Source organism: Dysgonomonas termitidis, from assembly GCF_054657735.1.
The window spans coordinates 300,230-318,001 of sequence record NZ_BAAHYD010000003.1 but is presented as its reverse complement, the minus strand read 5'-3'; the positions used below and the strand labels follow the sequence as shown (position 1 = coordinate 318,001).

The following is a 17,772-nucleotide window of genomic DNA, read 5'->3' as shown; positions in this document are numbered from 1 at the left end:
ATGATAAGAGACGTAACCCCGGACGACGCAAAAAAAATTGCGGAGATTTACAATTATTATATAGAAAAGACCATTGTTACTTTTGAGTATGATATGGTAAGCGAACAGACAATAAAGGACCGTATAAAAAAAGTAAAAGATAAGAACTTCCCTTATTTTGTCTATGAACAAGACGGCATTGTTGTCGGCTATGCGTATCTTAGCAACTGGCGCGAACGGGCCGCATACGATATAACCTTGGAAACCAGTGTATATCTCGACCACAAAGCAACCGGGAACGGAATCGGCAGTATCCTTTATCAGGAACTGATAGACAGGGCGCGTAAGATAAATCTCCATTCCCTGATAGGAGTCATATCCCTGCCAAATCCCGAAAGCCGGAAACTGCACCGGAAATTTAATTTCGAACTGATAGGAAATTTTAAGGAATCGGGAATAAAATTCGGGAAATTGATCGACGTGGAATTCTGGCAACTCATATTATAAACGTTTGCGCAGATTATTCACGGGATAAACCACTGCAAGAAGGCTTATCAGGCTTACTGTGACAAATATGAGCAGGACATCCAAAGGTTCCACTACTACCGGATAAGCATCCATAACGAATGTCCCGGGTGTAGAGCCAAGTTGTAGCAGCCCGAAATGTTGCTGCAACAGGCAGATTATAAGGCCCAATATTATCCCGGCAATCGTACCCACAAAGGTTATCAGACAACCCTCGAACAGAAAAACTTTCAGTATAAGTTTATTATCAGCTCCTAAGTTTTTCAGGATTCTTATATCTTCATTCTTTTCTATAATAAGTATCGTCAATGATCCTACGATATTAAAAACCGCAATCACCAATATTATAGCCAGTATAAGGAAAGTAACCCATTTCTCAATGCTTACCATACGAAACAGGTCCTCCTGTTGTTCGAAGCGGTTTTTAACAAGATAATCATTACCTAAAATGGACTTGATTTTAGCCTGGACCTTATCTGCTTCGGCTGCATTTTTCAGCTTTATATCAATAGAAGACACTTCGGTCTCATACCTCAACAGTTCGCGTGCAAGGTCTATGGATACAATCATCATCTGATCGTCATACTTTGCCTGATTCAAGGCAAATACCCCGCTGATAAACACACTGCCACGATCGAATGCCGTAGATGGGTTGGCCGGATTAACTCTTACGTTCCTCTTAGGCACATAAATCTCCACGGGATCGACAAAGTTGGCACGTACACCGAGAAACATCGCGAGTCCGGCCCCTATTACTCCGTTATCTATATGCCACTCGGTCAAAGAATCGGGTTCCATGCTCCCAGCCGTACCGGAAGCATCTTCCCGCAATAAGAAACGGCCGTCTATAATAAGCTTGTCTATGTTCGCGATATTTTCGAACTTCTTCGATACCCCCTTTAGTATGATAGGTTCCTGACGATCCCCGTTTTTCAACAGGGCGTTCTCTTCGAGCGTTTCGGATGTAAACGCTATTTCGTCTATCTTTTTCACTTCCCCGATCTGAGGATTGGCCGGATTAAACACCTTGCCTTGCGCAGGGGTAATTTGCAGTTCGGGATCAAACGCACTGAATGTCTGGGATACCACCCCGGTGAACCCGTTAAATACAGAAAGGACACAAACCAAAGCCGTTGTTGCCAAAGCTATCCCGAACACCGATATCATGGATATGATATTGATGGCATTATGCGACTTTTTGGCGAAAAGATAACGCCGGGCTATGTGAAACGAAAGGTTCAAGTTCTATTCTTCCTTTTTAAGGTCGCAGACCGATTTATTACTTTTTATCTGCAACAATAATAGTCGGTTTAAGGGATGTTGCATTAAATTCTTTCTTTTACTTATTATCTGAGTTCAGCAGTTTATCTATATTCTCCAGATAATCGAGCGAATCGTCCAGATAAAAGCTCAATTCGGGAATCACGCGTAACTGTTTGCCAACCTTCTGGCCTAAATCGAAACGCAAAGCCTTTACATTCGTCTTGATATTAGCAAGCAGATCTTTCGCCTGTCCGGATGGAAAAATGCTCAGATATACTTTTGCCAATCCCAGATCGGGGCTGACACGCACCGTGCTCACAGAAACGAGTACACCCCGCATCTGCTGAGTCTGTTTCCTGAATATTTCACTTAGTTCCTTCTGAATAAGGCGGTTTATTTTTTGCTGTCTGGTAGTATCCATGTTATATTATTTTGGGTACAAAGGTAATACTTTTCAGTTAACAGTAATCAGTTAACAGTTAACAATGGTTATCCTTTATTCTGCAAAGATAAAATACCGACCGGCTATTTTTTCCAGATCAATGTCAACCCATCCCGTACAGGCAGAATAACTTTCTCCACCCTTTCATCTTCAGCAAGCATATCATTAAAAGCCTGTATTCCGATAGTCTGCTTATCTGACTGCTTCGGAGTCTCCAGCACATGCCCGTCCCACAGGGTATTATCGGCTATAATAAGCCCACCCGGACGTACTTTATCGAAGATGAGATTATAATATTCTATATAGTGGCGCTTATTGGCGTCTATAAACACCATATCGAATATGCGGTCTATATTGGGGATAATCTCCATCGCATCACCTATATGCAGATGTATCTTATCTTTCAACTTTGTCTTATGAAGGTATTTCATGATGAAATCTTCCAGTTCGTCATTTACTTCAATAGTATGGATTTCCGCATCATCGGCGGCGCCCTCTGCCATACAAAGGGTTGCATAAGCTGTATATGTGCCTATCTCCAGGATATATTGCGGCTGCATGATCCGGCAAAACATATTCAACATCCTCCCTTGCAAATGCCCCGACAGCATACGCGGCTTTAACAGATTTACATGTGCATCCCTGTTGAGCTGTTTCAACAAATCCCCTTCATCATCTATATGGGAGAGAATATAATTTTCAATGGCTTCGTTTTTGTCTAATGACATTGTTTATTACGATAAAATTAGGTAATCTAACACAGGTTAAAGATAATCATTTCGTAATTATTTTCAGAAAACAACAATACTTTCCAATATATTTCTTAATTTTAAGACATTACACCTTTAAAATCTATAGAAGTATGAGCAGAGTGATAGATAAAAATTCGGCGCCTCATTATTTCTGGGGCGACAAATGTAGTAGTTGGATTCTCATGAACAGGGATTCTTTATCGGTGAAAATTGAAACCATGCCCGCCGGAACACGGGAGACTTTGCACTTCCATACCTCCTCACGGCAATTCTTCTTTGTACTGAAAGGTCCGGCAATCTTTCACATAGACGGTAAAAAAGTTACGGTAAAAGATCAGCAAGGTATTCTGATAGAACCTATGATGAAGCATTATATTGCAAATGAAACATCGGGGCCGATAGATTTTATACTCGTATCCCAACCGGACAATGACACGACTAACGACAGAACGGACGTGGAATAAAATATAAAAAGGATGCCTGATCAGGCATCCTTTTTATTCTAACGAACTCATTAGCCCACAAACAACTACCATCATCCCAAAAATTGTCTTTTATTATATCTACATAAGGGAGGGGATGCCATGAGGATGTGTTGCTAATTACTGAACTTATCTTTCCGGCCATTCGTTAATTGTATATATGTTATTTGTTAATTAAAAAATAATGAACATGAAATCAAAAATGCCCGTTATGCTGCTGATTATTGCCACTTCATTTATTTGTCCACTTCCAACGGAATCATGCACTGGCATAACTTTGAAAAGTAAAGCAGAAACTACTATTGTTGCGCGCACTATAGAATGGGGCGGAAGCAATCTGAACAGTCAGTATGTTATTGTACCCAGAGGGCATACCAAACAATCATATATCCCCGGAGGAATCGGCGGCATGTCTTTTACATCCCGTTATGGATATGTGGGCCTGGCTGTCGAACAAAAAGATTTTGTAGCCGAGGGGTTAAATGAAATGGGACTTTCGGCCGGACTATTCTATTTTCCCAACTACGGAAAATATGAAAACTATGATACTGCAAAAAAAGAAAAGAGCATAGCTGACTTACAACTCGTATCCTGGCTGCTAGGTGAATGCAAAACAGTAGACGAAGTAAAAGAAGCCGTGAAAAAAGTATGCATCATAAGTATCGACCCACGAGCCTCAACTATTCACTGGAGATTTACCGATACATCGGGACGCCAACTTGTGCTTGAAATTATAAATGGTACTCCTCTGTTTTACGAAAATAAACTGGGGGTACTTACAAACTCTCCGGGTTTCGAGTGGCATATGACGAATCTCAATAATTATGTTAACCTTTTTACGGGTACAGCTCCTGCAAAACACCTGGGAAGTACAGAATTAATATCTTTTGGCACAGGAAGCGGCTTTCTGGGTATGCCCGGAGATATAACGTCTCCATCCCGGTTTGTCCGTGCTGCTTTTTATCAGACGTCAGCGCCACAACAAAATACCTCTCTGAAGACTGTTCTCCAATGTTTTCAAATATTAAATAATTTTGATATACCGGTAGGAATAGAATTTCCGATAGGGGAAGTACCCTCCGATATACCCAGCGCCACACAATGGACTTCAGCTACCGATATGGAGCACCGCATTATTTACTTCCGCACCATGTATAACAGTACTATCAGAAGTATCGATCTGAACACTATTGACTTTTCCAATGTCCTATATAAGGCAACACCAATGGATATTATAATGCAGCAACCTGTAGATGTAATAAATATAAATCAGAAAACGGACATATAATAAAAAAGGATGCTTGAACAAGCATCCTTTTTGTTTCAGTAAAGCGACAAATCAAAACGTATCATTCACGGCTCATCGCTTATAACTCTTACACCTTAATCTACCGGCACTTCGAAAGCGTCGCCTGCATCTACTACACGGCCAACACCATTGATTTCAAGGAAAGAAGTTCCTTTACCTTCTCCGAATGAACCGCTAAGGTAAGCAACCTGGTCATCTTTCTTAACCAGCCCTTTGTCTAACATAGAGTTAAGAGCCTTCAGGAAATATTGTTTATGTTGGTGAGTTGTAAACCCTGTCGATTCCTGATAGCTTGCCTGTATCCCGTAGCATACTGAAAGCTGGCGGGCAACTTCGTTGCTGCAGCAAACAGCGTAAACAGGACATTTACTGCGGAATGCAGCGATCGTACGGGCTGTACGGCCGGTATAGCTATCTGTGATAATGGCAGCCAGACCCAGCTGAGTTGCGGCTTTTACAGCTTGTTTTGCAAGGAATGATGTAGTATCATATTCCTCATCCTTAAACGGAACCGGAATAACTTTTTCGTCCAGTTTAGATTGCTCTGTAGTAGCACATATCTGAGCCATTGTACGAACAGCTTCCAACGGATATTTACCGTAAGCGGTTTCACCGCTCAACATCACTGCATCCGTTCCGTAATATACCGCATTGGCGATGTCTGTTACTTCGGCACGTGTAGGACGTGGATTCTCTATCATTGTGTGCAACATCTGGGTTGCTACGATAACCGGTTTCTTATACTCAATAGACTTACGGATAAGCAAACGCTGGATTGCCGGAATTTTTTCCTGTGGTACTTCGATACCAAGGTCACCGCGCGCAACCATCACGCCATATGCCGTTTCAAAGATTTCGTCGATATTGTCAACACCTTCCTGATTTTCGATTTTAGCGATAATCTTGATCGGGCTGTTATATTCGTCAAGGATTTTTTGTACATCCAGAACGTCTTGCTTGTTTCTTACGAATGAGTGAGCGATAAAATCCGCTTTGTTTTCGATCGCGATTTCGATACTTCTTTTATCTTTAGCCGTGATAGAAGGAAGGTTTACACTAACTCCCGGTATATTTACACTCTTGCGGTTGCCGATAGTTCCATCGTTCTGAATTTCACAAAGAAGGTAATCAGCCGTTTTATCTATCACTTTCATTGCAGTTTCACCATCGTCAACGAGAAGAACGCTACCTACAGGCACATCCTGTACGATACTTGGATAAGAAACACCGATTTGCTCTTGTGTGGAAAGGAAATCCAAATCTCCGACAACTTTAATTTTATCGCCTGTTTTTACAATGATCTTTTCTCCCGACGCATTTTTAGCTGTACGTATTTCCGGACCTTTAGTATCCATCATGATACCAATGTAAGGAGATACTGCGCGTACATTTGTCATTACTTGAATAAAGCCTTCTTCAGTCATATGGGCCGAATTCATTCTAACAACGTTGATTCCGGCGTCGTACAACGACTTGATGAAATCAACATCACAACGCATGTCTGAAATTGTAGCTACAATTTTCGTTTTCTTCTGAGTCATAAATGCAATTTAATTAAATGTATATAGTTCTTTTTTTGTTCTAATCTTCTCAGGCCTTTTTTACCTTTCGAAAAAAGTCTATTGCAAGTTCGTATGAGAATAGTCCCAAGCCGGCTATCGATCCTTTACATGCTGCCGCAATCATTGATTTGTGCCGGAATTCCTCCCGTGTGTGGATATTGGATATATGCACCTCCACCACCGGAGTATTCACCGCCTTGATAGCATCATGAAGGGCAACGGATGTATGCGTATAAGCTCCCGCATTCAATATGATTCCGTCAAATGAAAAGCCTGCCTCATGTATTTTATCGATCAGCGCCCCTTCGTGGTTCGATTGAAAATACGACAGTTCGCAGTCCGTGCAGGTTTGTTGTAATTGAGAAAAGTATGTTTCGAAAGAAGTATTCCCGTAAACATCCGGTTCCCTTTTACCCAACAAATTCAAATTTGGCCCGTTTATTATCAGTATCTTCATTTTTATCAGCTATTTAGCGCCGAATTCAGCTATTTTATTTGTTTAGAGGACAAAAGTACTACTTTTCTTTGAAACAAGTGACTAATATTTTACAATTAACGTAAAATTACAATCATTACTTCAAATCCTTCAGCGCCTGTATAATATCAGCCTGTAAATCTGAAACGTCTTCCAAACCGACCGACAGACGCATCAGATTATTTTCTATCCCCATCACTTCTTTCAGTTCCGGCGAAAACGTACCGTAAATAGTGGATTCGGGATGGATTATCAATGTTTTGTTGTCAAACAGGTTCGTTGCACGGCGGATAATTTGCAGCCTGTCCATAAATTTATAGCATGCTTCTTTGCTCTCAAGGCTGAAAGTAAGCATTGCCCCCGGATTCCCGCTAAACAGGTCATCCGATATTTTCTTATATGGCGAACTCTCCAGCTTCGGATAGCCCACTTTCACCACTTCCTTTTGGCCGGAGAGGAACTGAGCCAGCTCGTACGCAGAAGCAGATACCCTTTCGTAGCGCAATTGCAGTGACTCCATACCTAAAGCCTGTAAGTAAGCAGCCTCAGGGTCCATCGCCGCACCTATATTACGGGCTATCTCACGCTTTAGTTTAAAAGAGAACTGTGACATACCGCCTTTATGAGCTACGGCAGCCAACCGTTTATTGTGTGCCCAGTCGAATGTACCGTAGTCGAGGATGGCTCCGCCTATAGTAGTAGCGCCTCCGGATATATATTTTGTAGTCGATACCACTTCTATATCCACCCCCGCTTTGCGGGCATCGAAACCACACCACGGGATGATGGTAGTATCTACGATCATTGGCACATTGCGCCCCTTCAGCACCTTCGATATTCCGGGCAGATCGGCTATTTCCAAATGTGGGTTCGTTATCAGTTCGCAGAAGAAGGCACAGGTATTTTCATCAATAGCTGAGGCTATTTCTTCGATATTATCGGTATTCACAAAACGTACTTCGACACCAAAGGCAGCAAGTGTAAATTTGAATAACGAGAAAGTATTACCGAACAGATGCGGCGAAGTCACAATATTGCTTCCGGCATAAGCTATTGTAAGAAATGTATTGGATATAGCCGCCATACCGGAAGCTACCACCATCACGTTCTCAGCGCCGGATGCCGCTTTCATCTTACGTTCGAGATTTTCGACCGAAGGGTTCGTTATCCGGGTATAGGTATGGGATGCCACTTCTTCTTTATACTGAAATGCAGCAGCAATACTTTCCGAATCGGAAAACTCAAAGGCTGCATTACGGTAGACAGGCATCGCTATAGCCCCGTGTACATCCTGTTTGTTAAACTTTTCGCTGATAATGCGGGTAGAGAATTTCTTGTTTTGAGAGTCGTTTTGAGCCATTGTCTATGACATTTGAAAAATTAAAGCCCAAAGGTAAAAAAGTATTAGGAAATTATTATTACAATACGATGAAATATAATAGTAAATACCATAAATATGGCAGAGGCACTACTCCCAGAAATCGAAGAAATGATGGACAGGCCCGTGCCCCTTCCCTATTTCATAACCGGCTCCGGCGGTGATCGCCTTATTTATATAATCTTTTGCATGCTTTACCGCACCGGTCAGGGACAATCCCCGGGCCAGGAACGCGGCTACGGCAGAAGAGAATGTACAACCCGTCCCATGCGTATTCTTTGTATGGATACGCTGCGAACTCAGTTCTATTATTTCATTTGTTTCAGCATTGTAGAAGACATCCGTCAGTTTGTCCCCGGTCAGATGCCCGGCCTTCAGCAACACGGACACCCTGTTCCCAAAGGAAAGGTCTTTAATGACTTTTGGCAGCTCCTCCTGACTCCTGATCTTTTTCCCCAATAAGATTTCAGCTTCAGGAATATTCGGGGTAATAACCCTGACAAAAGGTATGAGTTCGCTTTTCAATGTTTCAATAGCCTCGTCCTGTAAAAGTTTATCGCCCGATGTGGCAACCATTACAGGGTCGAGAACAATATTCTTTATACTGTACCGCGACAATGTATCCTTTACAGCGAGTATGAGCTCCGAAGAGTGGAGCATTCCTATCTTTATCGCGTCCGCCCCGATATCATCCAATACCGATTTAATCTGTCCCGATACAAACGGGACGGGGATAGGATGCACATCCGTTACACCTATTGTATTTTCATCTACTACAGCCACAATCACCGTTGCCCCGTAGCAACCGCAAGCCGAAAATGTTTTCAGGTCGGCCTGTATCCCTGCTCCCCCGCTGGGATCACTTCCCGCAATGGTAAGCGCAATTTTATAGTGTTTCATAATGAGTTCCTCCAACCTCCCCTAAGGGGAGACTTAATCAGTGTATTTAATTCTGTATTTTTATATTTACTTACCCCCTCCTCCGGGGGACAGGGGACTTACACAGGCCATTTCTCCAATCGCCATGCACTGTCCCAGAATATCCATTCCATTCTGGAGCACATTACATACGCATCGGTCATCGCCTGCTGTTGTTCCGAGGTACATCTATCCGCGAGTTCGTCACAAATGGAAATAGCAGTTTTTACCGACTGTTCGAATTCTTCCCCGCCATATGTATTTATCCATTTCTGATATGGATTCCCGCCCATAGTCTGGTGTTCGAGGATATAATCCCCCACTTCTTTGTAAATCCAAAAGCAAGGTAATACAGCCGCGGCAATTACTTCCACAGGAGCATTTGCCAGTTGCCTCAAAAGGAATGAAGTATATAGCAAACAACCCGGAGAAGGCACCGGTTTGGATGTGGAAGATATTTTACTGACGAAGCTTTCGTGCAGCGCTTTTTCTACAGCTATACTATCTCCGGCAAAATGAATAAATGCTTCGATATGTTCGGGACGACTAAGCTTTGAGGCCAACCCGGTCAATACTTTTCCATATTCGGCCAAATATAGCGCATCCTGTTGGATATAGAACATGAATTTTTCATTATCCAGTGTGCCATCTATCAATCCCCGAATAAAGGGTTGCTCTAATATTTTTTCGTATATGGGTTTAGCTTTATCCCATGCCTGTTTACTCCATTTCATAACTTTGTATTTTTTGATCTGTTTACGATTTCTTTTAGCTGACGGGCTGATTGCCGCGGATCAGGAGCCGACATAATAGCCGACACTACCGATATTCCATTCGCGCCTGCCTGTATTATATCCTGCGCATTCGTCTGGTTGATGCCTCCTATTCCCACACCGGGATGTCCGGATATGCGGGTTATTTCACGTATTCCTTCCAGACCCAAAGCTGTCGCGGTATCGGTTTTGGTTAGCGTACTGAAAACAGGAGAAATCCCGATATAATCTACGTCCAGATTATTGGCTTCGATTGCATCTTCGACACTTTCCACTGACAGGCCGATAATCTTATCTTTGCCCAGCAGTTTACGGGCAACGGTATATGGCATGTCCTTCTGTCCTATGTGCAAACCTTCAGCATCGCAGGCCAAAGCAATATCCAGCCGGTCATTTATAATAAGAGGTACATTGCAAGGTTTCAATATTGACTTCAATCTCATCGCCATATTATAAAAATCCTGTGTAGAAGCATCCTTTTCCCTCAGTTGCACCATCGTCACCCCACCTTTGACAGCTTCCTCAACAACCGTCTCCAACGGTCGACCAAGTGAAAGCGAACGGTCGGTAACCAGATACAGGCTCAAATCGAATGACAACATAATTACGATTGCTTTATATTATTCCTTATGGCAGCCTCATCAAGATTGTAAAGCTCATCCAAAAAATTGACCTGCAAACTTCCGTTTCCGGAAGACTTACAGGCGGCAATTTCTCCGGCAACACCCATAACAGCCATACCATGTGTGGCGGCTTCCAGCATATCGCCATTGATTGCGGCAAAGGCCGCGACAACCGCCGTAGCCGTACAACCCATCCCCGTAACACGGGCCATCATCGGATTACCATTTTCTACGGTGCGGGTATTCTCTCCATCGGTAATATAATCTGTCTGTCCACTGACAACGACTACCGCACCTGTTTGCCGGGCCAGAGCCTTAGCCGAATCGAGCGCAGAATCCGAAGAATCGGTACTGTCAACACCTTTAGTCTGTACATTGGCATTCCATAAAGCCATTATTTCGGAGGCGTTTCCCCGTATAACTGAAGGTTTACACTCTTCAATTATCTGTTTACATACTTTTGTCCTGTATGAGGTTGCTCCTGCTCCTACCGGGTCGAAAACGATGGGAGTATTCTTTTTTAACGCTGTCTTACCTGCTGTTAGCATGGCCTTCACCCATTCAGGCTCAAGAGTTCCGATATTTATTACTAAAGCAGATGCTATACTTGCCATTTCGGCAACTTCTTCGAGCGAATGCGCCATAACAGGAGACGCACCTATTGCCAGCAGGCCGTTAGCTGTATTGTTCATCACCACATAATTTGTGATGTTATGAATCAAAGGGGATTTACTTCTGACAGTATTTAAATCCCTCACTAATTTTTGAATATCAATCATATCCGGAAATATTAAAATAAAAAGCCGCTTCGAATAGTACGAAACGGCTTATAGATATATATTTGTTATTAACTGCTAATCTAAAATACGACCGTTTTCCTACGATGCCCATTACAGCATATCAGGTTCAAGGGTTTAATCTCAGCTCTTTTAAAAAAAGAACACCCCTAACAGTGACATGCAAACTTAACGAAAATTATTGGAGAAACAAGTCGTATTTTCAAAGAAGTTTATCTATATAATAAGCTATTAGCCTTTAGCTGTTAGCTTATAGTTCTTTGAAGTATTGATTAAAGCAGTTACGAGTTACTTCGCCCTGCGGGCAGTTACGAGTTACAAGTTAGTTCACTGTTTACTGTTCCCTGAAACAAGTGTTACCTTTGTTACCTTTTGCGCCTTAGCGTCTCTGCGTGAAATACTGTTTACTGCTAACTGTTTACTGTTAACTGATATATCTGTTACGTTTTGTTTTTCTTTTTATTTACAGGCTATATAAAGATTAGCAAAGCTGCTAATGGTATCAGCATAACGGACTTTCCCAGATAGAACGATACACCCTTTGCTTTTCTAGGAGAGTTGTCACCTAAAGAAAGTTCTCCGGTAAAACTGTAATTATTCCAACCGGAATTGGAATTATGATTGAAAGTCCAGAAGTCATCCTGAGTAGAATCAGGAAAATAGAACAGTTCCTGGCAGTATCCGCTCAATTTCCTTCTCTTTATTTTTATTTTATCAACAGTGCCTATACAATTAACCTCACAGTGGTAAACTATATCTTCTTCCTGTCCAAATTCGTTCACCGCCCTGAATTTATAATAAGTATAGCAATCTTTCATGTAGTATTTGCCATTGCTGGCTTTTGCAAATTCGAAACGCCCTACTTTCCTCAGTATCCGGACCATCTTTCCCAGATATCTTTTTGCAGGTTGCGAGGCCAGGATAGAATCGACCGATTCTATCTCCATCGACTTAATAGTCATATCGCTTTTATTGATCCGCACCTCTCCATTCGCCCAGCCTTCTTTCCCGGCCAGAGGTTCTATATTCAGTATGATGAGAGAACTGTCGGATGTATATGTACGTGTTGTTTCATTGTTAATACTTTTACCGAACGAGAGCAGGTGCGAAGCATGATACTCGGCCCCGTAAAGTTCTGACGTAGGAGTTACGGATTTTTGCAGCCGCCTGATATCTACGATATTGTATGTATAAGGTATCCGCTCCTTTTTTAAGGACTTCTTCAATATTTTTTCATCCAGAATGGTTGTGTATTTGAGGTATATCTCGTTTTGGAGGGTGTCGGTAGTTTTTGTTTGCAGGAAATGTAACAAGTATCCGATGGAGTGGTCTGTGACCAGATTCCTTTTGGTATTGAGCATCACTTCCTCCAGCAACATATCGGCATCATACGGGTTGATAACAACCGGATTGAGGGAGACCGGATTGAGTTCCATCATAACAGTCGGCTGTTGGCGCAGAGCAGACTTCAATACTGATCTGGATTTGTAGCCGATGGATTGAAAGTAGATGACATCCTCGCTGGTTGCGGGTATAGAGAATTGTCCGCCGGCATTGGTATATGCATATTCTTTCGATGAGGTTCCGTATTGGACAATAACGTCCGGAACAGGCTTCTTTGTATCCTTATCCACAACAATGCCTTTGATGGGTGCTTGCGCAAAGGTATGTATGCATAGAAACAAGAGGGGAAGAATGATGGCTCTTTTCATCTGTTCGCTATTTAGGTTGTTATCAGATAAACGTTATTAAGCGATATTTATTGAGGTATTCTGTGACAAAAATCAAATTTATATCTTTCGGAATCAAAATCAACAACTATATGCTCTTTTTTATACCTTTGCTCAGAATATTTAAAATTGACGATACATGGCATTCAATATTGCGGATATACTACCTATCATTATCATAGTGCTCACAGTGCTTACCAGTATCAAGGGGTTTAATGACATGGCCTTCTTCGACAGATATAAATTCCAGGTGGGAGCTATATTGGGAAAATCGAAGCAGTGGGACCGGTTATTGACTTCAGCAACATTGCATGGCGATTATATGCATCTCATTTTTAACATGATGACTTTATATTTCTTCTCCGGTGTAATCATACAATCTCTGGGTATCTGGCAATATCTGACAATTTACTTCTTATCCATCATAGGAGGAGGCCTGTTGTCTTTGTGGGTTCACCGTAAGGAATATTATTACAGCGCCATCGGGGCTTCGGGTGGAGCCGTAGGTGTCCTATTCGCCGCTATCGCTTTGTTTCCGGATATGACGCTCGGTGTGATGTTCATCCTCCCCATGAAAGGATGGCTTTTCGGCATACTCTATCTCGGATATTCCATATACGCGATGCAGACACGACAAGGGAATATCGGACATGACGCACATCTCGGAGGTGCGGCTGTAGGGCTTATCCTCGCTGTGGTTTTTGCACCGGTAATACTCCAGATCCATACATTATATATCGGAATAATGATACTGCCGTTGATTATTTTGGCATATCTTGTTTTAAAAAAGAAATAAATTGTATATTTGCTACGTTTTTTAACACAAACAGAATGACAACTCAAACTGTCTTAGTCTGTAAAAACTATTTCGTTCATTGAACATAGCACTTATTACTTTGTTATAAGTTATACATATATTTGTAAGTAAAAAGCAACAATAATGAACAGCGAGAAAGACCTTATACAGTACGACGAAGATGATGCGGTAAAGTTTATACAGAACTATCTTCCCCAGGAAATGAAAGGAAAATATACGAACGATGAGATAAATTATATCATCGATATAGTGTATGACTTCTATGATGAAAAAGGATTTATGAATGATGAAACCGATGAAGAATCGGTAGTAGACATCGATGAAGATGAAATTGTCGCCTACGTCCTGAAATATACAAAGAAGGATAAAGTGAATAATTTCGCGGAAGATGAAATAGCCTTTATCATACAGGGAGAACTTGCTTATTGCGATTCTATCGGAATATTTGAATAGAGAAAATATCACAAACAAAAAGTATACAAATAATTATTAAAATTTTATCAATTATGAAACAGTTTTCAATTCTTGCAGCAATATTTATGAGTTGCGCAGTTATATTTTCTAGTTGTGGAGCTAGTGATACAGTAAAAGGCGGTGGTATCGGAGCAGGTGCAGGCGGAGCTCTTGGTGCTGGCATCGGAGCCATTATCGGTGGCGGCAAAGGTGCTGCATGGGGAGCAGGTATCGGAGCTGTAGTCGGAGGTACTGCAGGTGCTGTTATCGGGAACAAAATGGAAAAACAAAAGAAAGAATTGGAACAAATCAATGGAGCCCAGGTTGAGTCTATCAATGACGGGCAGGCTATCAAAGTTACTTTCGAATCAGGAATCTTGTTCGCTACTAACTCTAGCACACTGAATTCCGCTTCTCAAAGTGCATTGACAAGTTTTGCAACATCCTTGAAAAACAACCCTGATACAGATGTTCAGATATACGGTCACACCGATAACACCGGTAGTGATGCCATAAACAATCCATTGTCTGAAAAACGTGCACAATCGGTTTACAATTTCCTTCAATCTAAAGGAGTTTCAGGCAGCCGTATGGTATCCCAAGGGTTCGGTTCCACCCAGCCTGTTGCCGACAATAGCACTGTTACAGGAAGAAGCCAGAACCGTCGCGTTGAAATCTACATCCTTCCTAATGAGAAGATGATCAAAGACGCAGAACAAGGAAAATAAAAGCGTTGAAATTATAAGTAAGGAAGAGGGTTGTTCGTAAGGATAGCCCTCTTTCTTATATAGCCGGATTTTCTATATATTAAAAACAACAGAGAACTTTTTTAACATTCCGTATGTTATATAAATGATTGCTTTTGTAAAAGCAACTAACTGCAGGAGATTGAAGACTTCACAATATTAACAAGTAAATATAAGAAAATATGGGATTTATATGGTCAATCATAATCGGTATACTAGCCGGGTTCATAGCCGGTAAAATAATGAAAGGTAGTGGTTTTGGTCTTATCCTTAACCTTATAGTCGGAGTCGTCGGAGGATTGCTCGGAGGATGGATATTTACGTTGCTTGGTCTGGGTGTAAATGGTATTATAGGTAATCTGGTAATGTCCACAATCGGCGCTATTGTGCTGCTTTGGATAATATCCCTGTTTAGCCGGAAGAAAGAATAGAATTACTAATTGATAAAAGACGGATAATTATGAAGAAAGTATTGATAGGAGCAGCCCTGGGGGCAGCAGCAATTTACGCAGTAAGCAGACTGTATAAGCAAGGTAAATTAGACGGGTTTTGCGACGATATGAATAAATTTGCCAGCAAAGCAAAACGGAACCTGAAAAATGTTGCCGATGTAGGTAAGAATCAGGTAGAATACATCAAAGACCGCGTTGAATATGAATTAAATAACGCAAAAGAGAGTAAATAATACGCAGATAAGAAAATATAAGAATGGGTAGCTTAGCGGTTACCCATTCTTATTATATATAGAGGATGTTATTTCGTCTCTGCCTCCTGTTTCTCTTTCAAGTGTTCTCCCAAGAATTTCTCCATAGCACGATAGAAATCGAATCTGTTTTCCTCGTTATGAAATCCGTGACCTTCATTATCCTTTACCATGTATTCGGTTTCTATTCCTCGTTTTTTCAGAGCCGCCACCATCTGGTCCGATTCGTCTTTATTTACACGTGGATCGTTTGCACCCTGCGCTATAAATAGTGGAGCTTTTATATTATCTACATGAAATACCGGAGAAGAACCGGCAAGCAGAAGGCTGTCTTTCTTTGGATCACCTACCATTTCATACATCATATCCAGCATCGGTTTCCAGTATGGAGGTATCGTATTCAGGAATGTAAACAGGTTCGATACTCCTACATAGTCCACTCCGCAAGTGTAGAGATCAGGGGTGAATGTAAGGCCTGCTAAAGTAGCGTATCCACCATAGCTTCCACCATATATGGCTATTTTATCAGGATTGGCTATCCCTTTTGCTTTCAGCCATTCCACACCGTCCGTAATGTCGTCCTGCATTGTTTTCCCCCATTGCTTAAATGATATTTCCCAGAATTTTTTACCGAATCCGGTAGAACCCCGGAAATTCATCTGGAACACGGCATACCCCCTGTTTGCCAGGAACTGTATCTCAGGATTGAATCCCCATCCGTCGCGGGCCCAAGGCCCTCCATGCGGGTTAACCACTACAGGCAGGTTCTTCGCAGTCTCCATGGTATATCCTTTCGGCAGTGTCAGGTATCCTTCTATTTCCAGACCATCACGTGTTTTATATGTAACACAGTTCATTGTAGCCATGTTGTTTTCATCCAGCCACGGGTAAATATCGGCGATATGTGTCAATACGTCTTTTTCCACATCATAGACATAATAAGCTCCCGGTGTCTTGTCATTGTATGTGCGGACAATAAGCATATTCTCATCCTTATTTTTGCTGTTAATGCCAAACGGCCTGTTTTCTACCTTAGAGGATATCTTATCATATATGCCTTTCAATTTATCATCAAAGAAATGGCGTTTTATACCATCGTGCCCCTGATATGCAACCAGCTGCAACTTCTTGTCCTTTAGAGAATATGATGCTCCGGATATATCGTATTTATCATTTTCATAAAGCTTTTCATCTTCTTTCATTGTCTGAGGATCGAATATGATCAATGCATCTTTGTCTCTGCCGATATTCGATGTCGCATACAGTTTCTGGTTATCAGATGTAAAGAAATACGGATCGAGGGTTTCTTTAAAGCTGGTGGTTATAAGTACCTTGAAAGCGTCCTCTTCTTTATCCCTGTACAGAAGGCTCTGATTCACTCCGTCAAGTGCCATGGCAACGCGTAATTTGCCATCATGGTCGGTCATCCATCCCTGAATATTTCCCGGATTTTCGGCAAGCATTGTCAACTCTCCGGTCTCAATATTCAAACGGTAAGGATCGAATATCTGAGGGTTTCTTTTATTCAGCCCGATAATGACTTCACTGTCTATCTCAGGCAGGTCATCAATGATTTGAGTCCGCACTTTTTCGAATGCAGTAAGTGGCAGAGGGTTACTGCCGTCTATATTAACGCCATAAAGCTGATAGTTTTCGTCACCTCCGGTATCTTTCAGGAACAGGATGCGATTATTATTACCCCACAAATATCCGGCAATATCCCTCTCTGTTTCCGAGGTAATTCTTATCGCTGAATCTTGTCCTATTTTCTGCACATAGATATTCATCCTCTTTTGGTAAGGAGCGGTATAAGAATAGTACTTCCCGTCAGGAGATATCTGATAAGAAGATTTTTCGGGATTCCTGAAAAAATCTTCCAGAGGTAAGACCGGAGCAGCTACCGGAGCCTTGTTGCATGAGGTTGCCAACCCCAGGGTCAAACAGAATAAAACGATGATGTTCAATGAGAATGATTTCCTTTTCATAGTTAAGATGATTTTATTACTACTATAAGTACTTGTCGTACAAATGTATTAAAAAATCAC

General features: G+C 41.7%; 20 protein-coding genes and 1 riboswitch. Of the genes, 8 read left to right on the top strand and 12 right to left on the bottom strand.

Going from position 1 to position 17,772, the window contains the following annotated elements:
* Positions 1 to 486, top strand: a complete 486-nt coding sequence (locus tag ACYQ3L_RS22560) for a GNAT family N-acetyltransferase (RefSeq protein ID WP_379998457.1) — start codon at positions 1 to 3, stop codon at positions 484 to 486.
* Here ACYQ3L_RS22560 and ACYQ3L_RS22555 read toward each other — a convergent pair.
* From ACYQ3L_RS22555 to ACYQ3L_RS22545, 3 genes are all read right to left on the bottom strand, one after another.
* Positions 481 to 1,746 (bottom strand): FtsX-like permease family protein, encoded by a 1,266-nt coding sequence (locus ACYQ3L_RS22555; RefSeq protein WP_379998455.1) that lies wholly within the window; start codon positions 1,744 to 1,746, stop codon positions 481 to 483. The two genes, ACYQ3L_RS22560 and ACYQ3L_RS22555, sit on opposite strands and share 6 nt — an antisense overlap.
* A 97-nt stretch (positions 1,747 to 1,843) precedes the next feature.
* Positions 1,844 to 2,188: a 30S ribosome-binding factor RbfA gene (gene rbfA, locus ACYQ3L_RS22550; RefSeq protein WP_379998453.1), complete on the bottom strand. Its 345-nt coding sequence runs from the start codon at positions 2,186 to 2,188 to the stop codon at positions 1,844 to 1,846.
* A 104-nt stretch (positions 2,189 to 2,292) separates the two neighbouring features.
* Positions 2,293 to 2,937, bottom strand: coding sequence for an O-methyltransferase (locus ACYQ3L_RS22545; protein WP_379998451.1), 645 nt, complete (start codon positions 2,935 to 2,937; stop codon positions 2,293 to 2,295).
* A gap of 134 nt (positions 2,938 to 3,071) precedes the next feature.
* Here ACYQ3L_RS22545 and ACYQ3L_RS22540 point away from each other — a divergent pair, with 134 nt between their 5' ends.
* The gene (locus ACYQ3L_RS22540; RefSeq protein WP_379998449.1) at positions 3,072 to 3,425 is read left to right on the top strand and encodes a cupin domain-containing protein; all 354 of its coding nucleotides are present in this window, start codon (positions 3,072 to 3,074) and stop codon (positions 3,423 to 3,425) included.
* Between the two features lie 220 nt (positions 3,426 to 3,645).
* Positions 3,646 to 4,731: a linear amide C-N hydrolase gene (locus ACYQ3L_RS22535; protein WP_379998501.1), complete on the top strand. Its 1,086-nt coding sequence runs from the start codon at positions 3,646 to 3,648 to the stop codon at positions 4,729 to 4,731.
* A gap of 95 nt (positions 4,732 to 4,826) precedes the next feature.
* Here ACYQ3L_RS22535 and pyk read toward each other — a convergent pair whose 3' ends face one another.
* The 8 genes from pyk to ACYQ3L_RS22495 form a co-directional block, all read right to left on the bottom strand.
* Positions 4,827 to 6,293 (bottom strand): pyruvate kinase, encoded by a 1,467-nt coding sequence (pyk, locus tag ACYQ3L_RS22530; RefSeq protein WP_379998447.1) that lies wholly within the window; start codon positions 6,291 to 6,293, stop codon positions 4,827 to 4,829.
* A 49-nt stretch (positions 6,294 to 6,342) separates the two neighbouring features.
* Positions 6,343 to 6,771, bottom strand: a complete 429-nt coding sequence (gene aroQ, locus ACYQ3L_RS22525; protein WP_379998445.1) for a type II 3-dehydroquinate dehydratase — start codon at positions 6,769 to 6,771, stop codon at positions 6,343 to 6,345.
* 115 nt (positions 6,772 to 6,886) lie between these two features.
* Entirely contained in the window at positions 6,887 to 8,149 is a 1,263-nt protein-coding gene (locus ACYQ3L_RS22520; protein WP_379998443.1) for a PLP-dependent transferase, read from the bottom strand.
* Positions 8,150 to 8,257: 108 nt separating this feature from the next.
* On the bottom strand, positions 8,258 to 9,067 hold the full coding sequence (gene thiD, locus ACYQ3L_RS22515; protein WP_379998441.1) for a bifunctional hydroxymethylpyrimidine kinase/phosphomethylpyrimidine kinase: 810 nt from the start codon (positions 9,065 to 9,067) through the stop codon (positions 8,258 to 8,260).
* 98 nt (positions 9,068 to 9,165) lie between these two features.
* Entirely contained in the window at positions 9,166 to 9,819 is a 654-nt protein-coding gene (gene tenA / locus ACYQ3L_RS22510) for a thiaminase II (RefSeq protein WP_379998439.1), read from the bottom strand.
* Entirely contained in the window at positions 9,816 to 10,460 is a 645-nt protein-coding gene (gene thiE, locus ACYQ3L_RS22505; RefSeq protein ID WP_291107137.1) for a thiamine phosphate synthase, read from the bottom strand. The genes tenA and thiE overlap by 4 nt, the downstream gene beginning before the upstream one ends.
* Before the next feature lie 2 nt (positions 10,461 to 10,462).
* Positions 10,463 to 11,260, bottom strand: a complete 798-nt coding sequence (gene thiM, locus ACYQ3L_RS22500) for a hydroxyethylthiazole kinase (RefSeq protein ID WP_379998436.1) — start codon at positions 11,258 to 11,260, stop codon at positions 10,463 to 10,465.
* Between the two features lie 79 nt (positions 11,261 to 11,339).
* Positions 11,340 to 11,439, bottom strand: a riboswitch (TPP riboswitch).
* Between the two features lie 309 nt (positions 11,440 to 11,748).
* Positions 11,749 to 12,990: a peptidase associated/transthyretin-like domain-containing protein gene (locus ACYQ3L_RS22495; RefSeq protein WP_379998434.1), complete on the bottom strand. Its 1,242-nt coding sequence runs from the start codon at positions 12,988 to 12,990 to the stop codon at positions 11,749 to 11,751.
* 157 nt (positions 12,991 to 13,147) lie between these two features.
* Between ACYQ3L_RS22495 and ACYQ3L_RS22490 the strand changes: the two genes are divergently transcribed.
* From ACYQ3L_RS22490 to ACYQ3L_RS22470, 5 genes are all read left to right on the top strand, one after another.
* Positions 13,148 to 13,804, top strand: a complete 657-nt coding sequence (locus ACYQ3L_RS22490) for a rhomboid family intramembrane serine protease (protein ID WP_379998432.1) — start codon at positions 13,148 to 13,150, stop codon at positions 13,802 to 13,804.
* 144 nt (positions 13,805 to 13,948) lie between these two features.
* Positions 13,949 to 14,278, top strand: coding sequence for a hypothetical protein (locus ACYQ3L_RS22485; RefSeq protein WP_379998430.1), 330 nt, complete (start codon positions 13,949 to 13,951; stop codon positions 14,276 to 14,278).
* A gap of 53 nt (positions 14,279 to 14,331) precedes the next feature.
* Positions 14,332 to 15,006 carry a YiaD family glycine zipper/OmpA-like lipoprotein gene (locus tag ACYQ3L_RS22480; protein ID WP_379998428.1) on the top strand — a complete coding sequence of 225 codons (675 nt, stop codon included), beginning with the start codon at positions 14,332 to 14,334 and terminating at the stop codon, positions 15,004 to 15,006.
* Between the two features lie 200 nt (positions 15,007 to 15,206).
* Complete coding sequence (locus ACYQ3L_RS22475) at positions 15,207 to 15,455, top strand: GlsB/YeaQ/YmgE family stress response membrane protein (protein ID WP_291107119.1); 249 nt, start codon at positions 15,207 to 15,209, stop codon at positions 15,453 to 15,455.
* A gap of 29 nt (positions 15,456 to 15,484) precedes the next feature.
* On the top strand, positions 15,485 to 15,709 hold the full coding sequence (locus tag ACYQ3L_RS22470; protein ID WP_379998427.1) for a hypothetical protein: 225 nt from the start codon (positions 15,485 to 15,487) through the stop codon (positions 15,707 to 15,709).
* A gap of 68 nt (positions 15,710 to 15,777) precedes the next feature.
* Here the strand turns inward: ACYQ3L_RS22470 and ACYQ3L_RS22465 are convergent, their stop codons facing one another.
* Entirely contained in the window at positions 15,778 to 17,712 is a 1,935-nt protein-coding gene (locus ACYQ3L_RS22465) for a S9 family peptidase (RefSeq protein WP_379998426.1), read from the bottom strand.
* Positions 17,713 to 17,772: the final 60 nt, after the last annotated feature.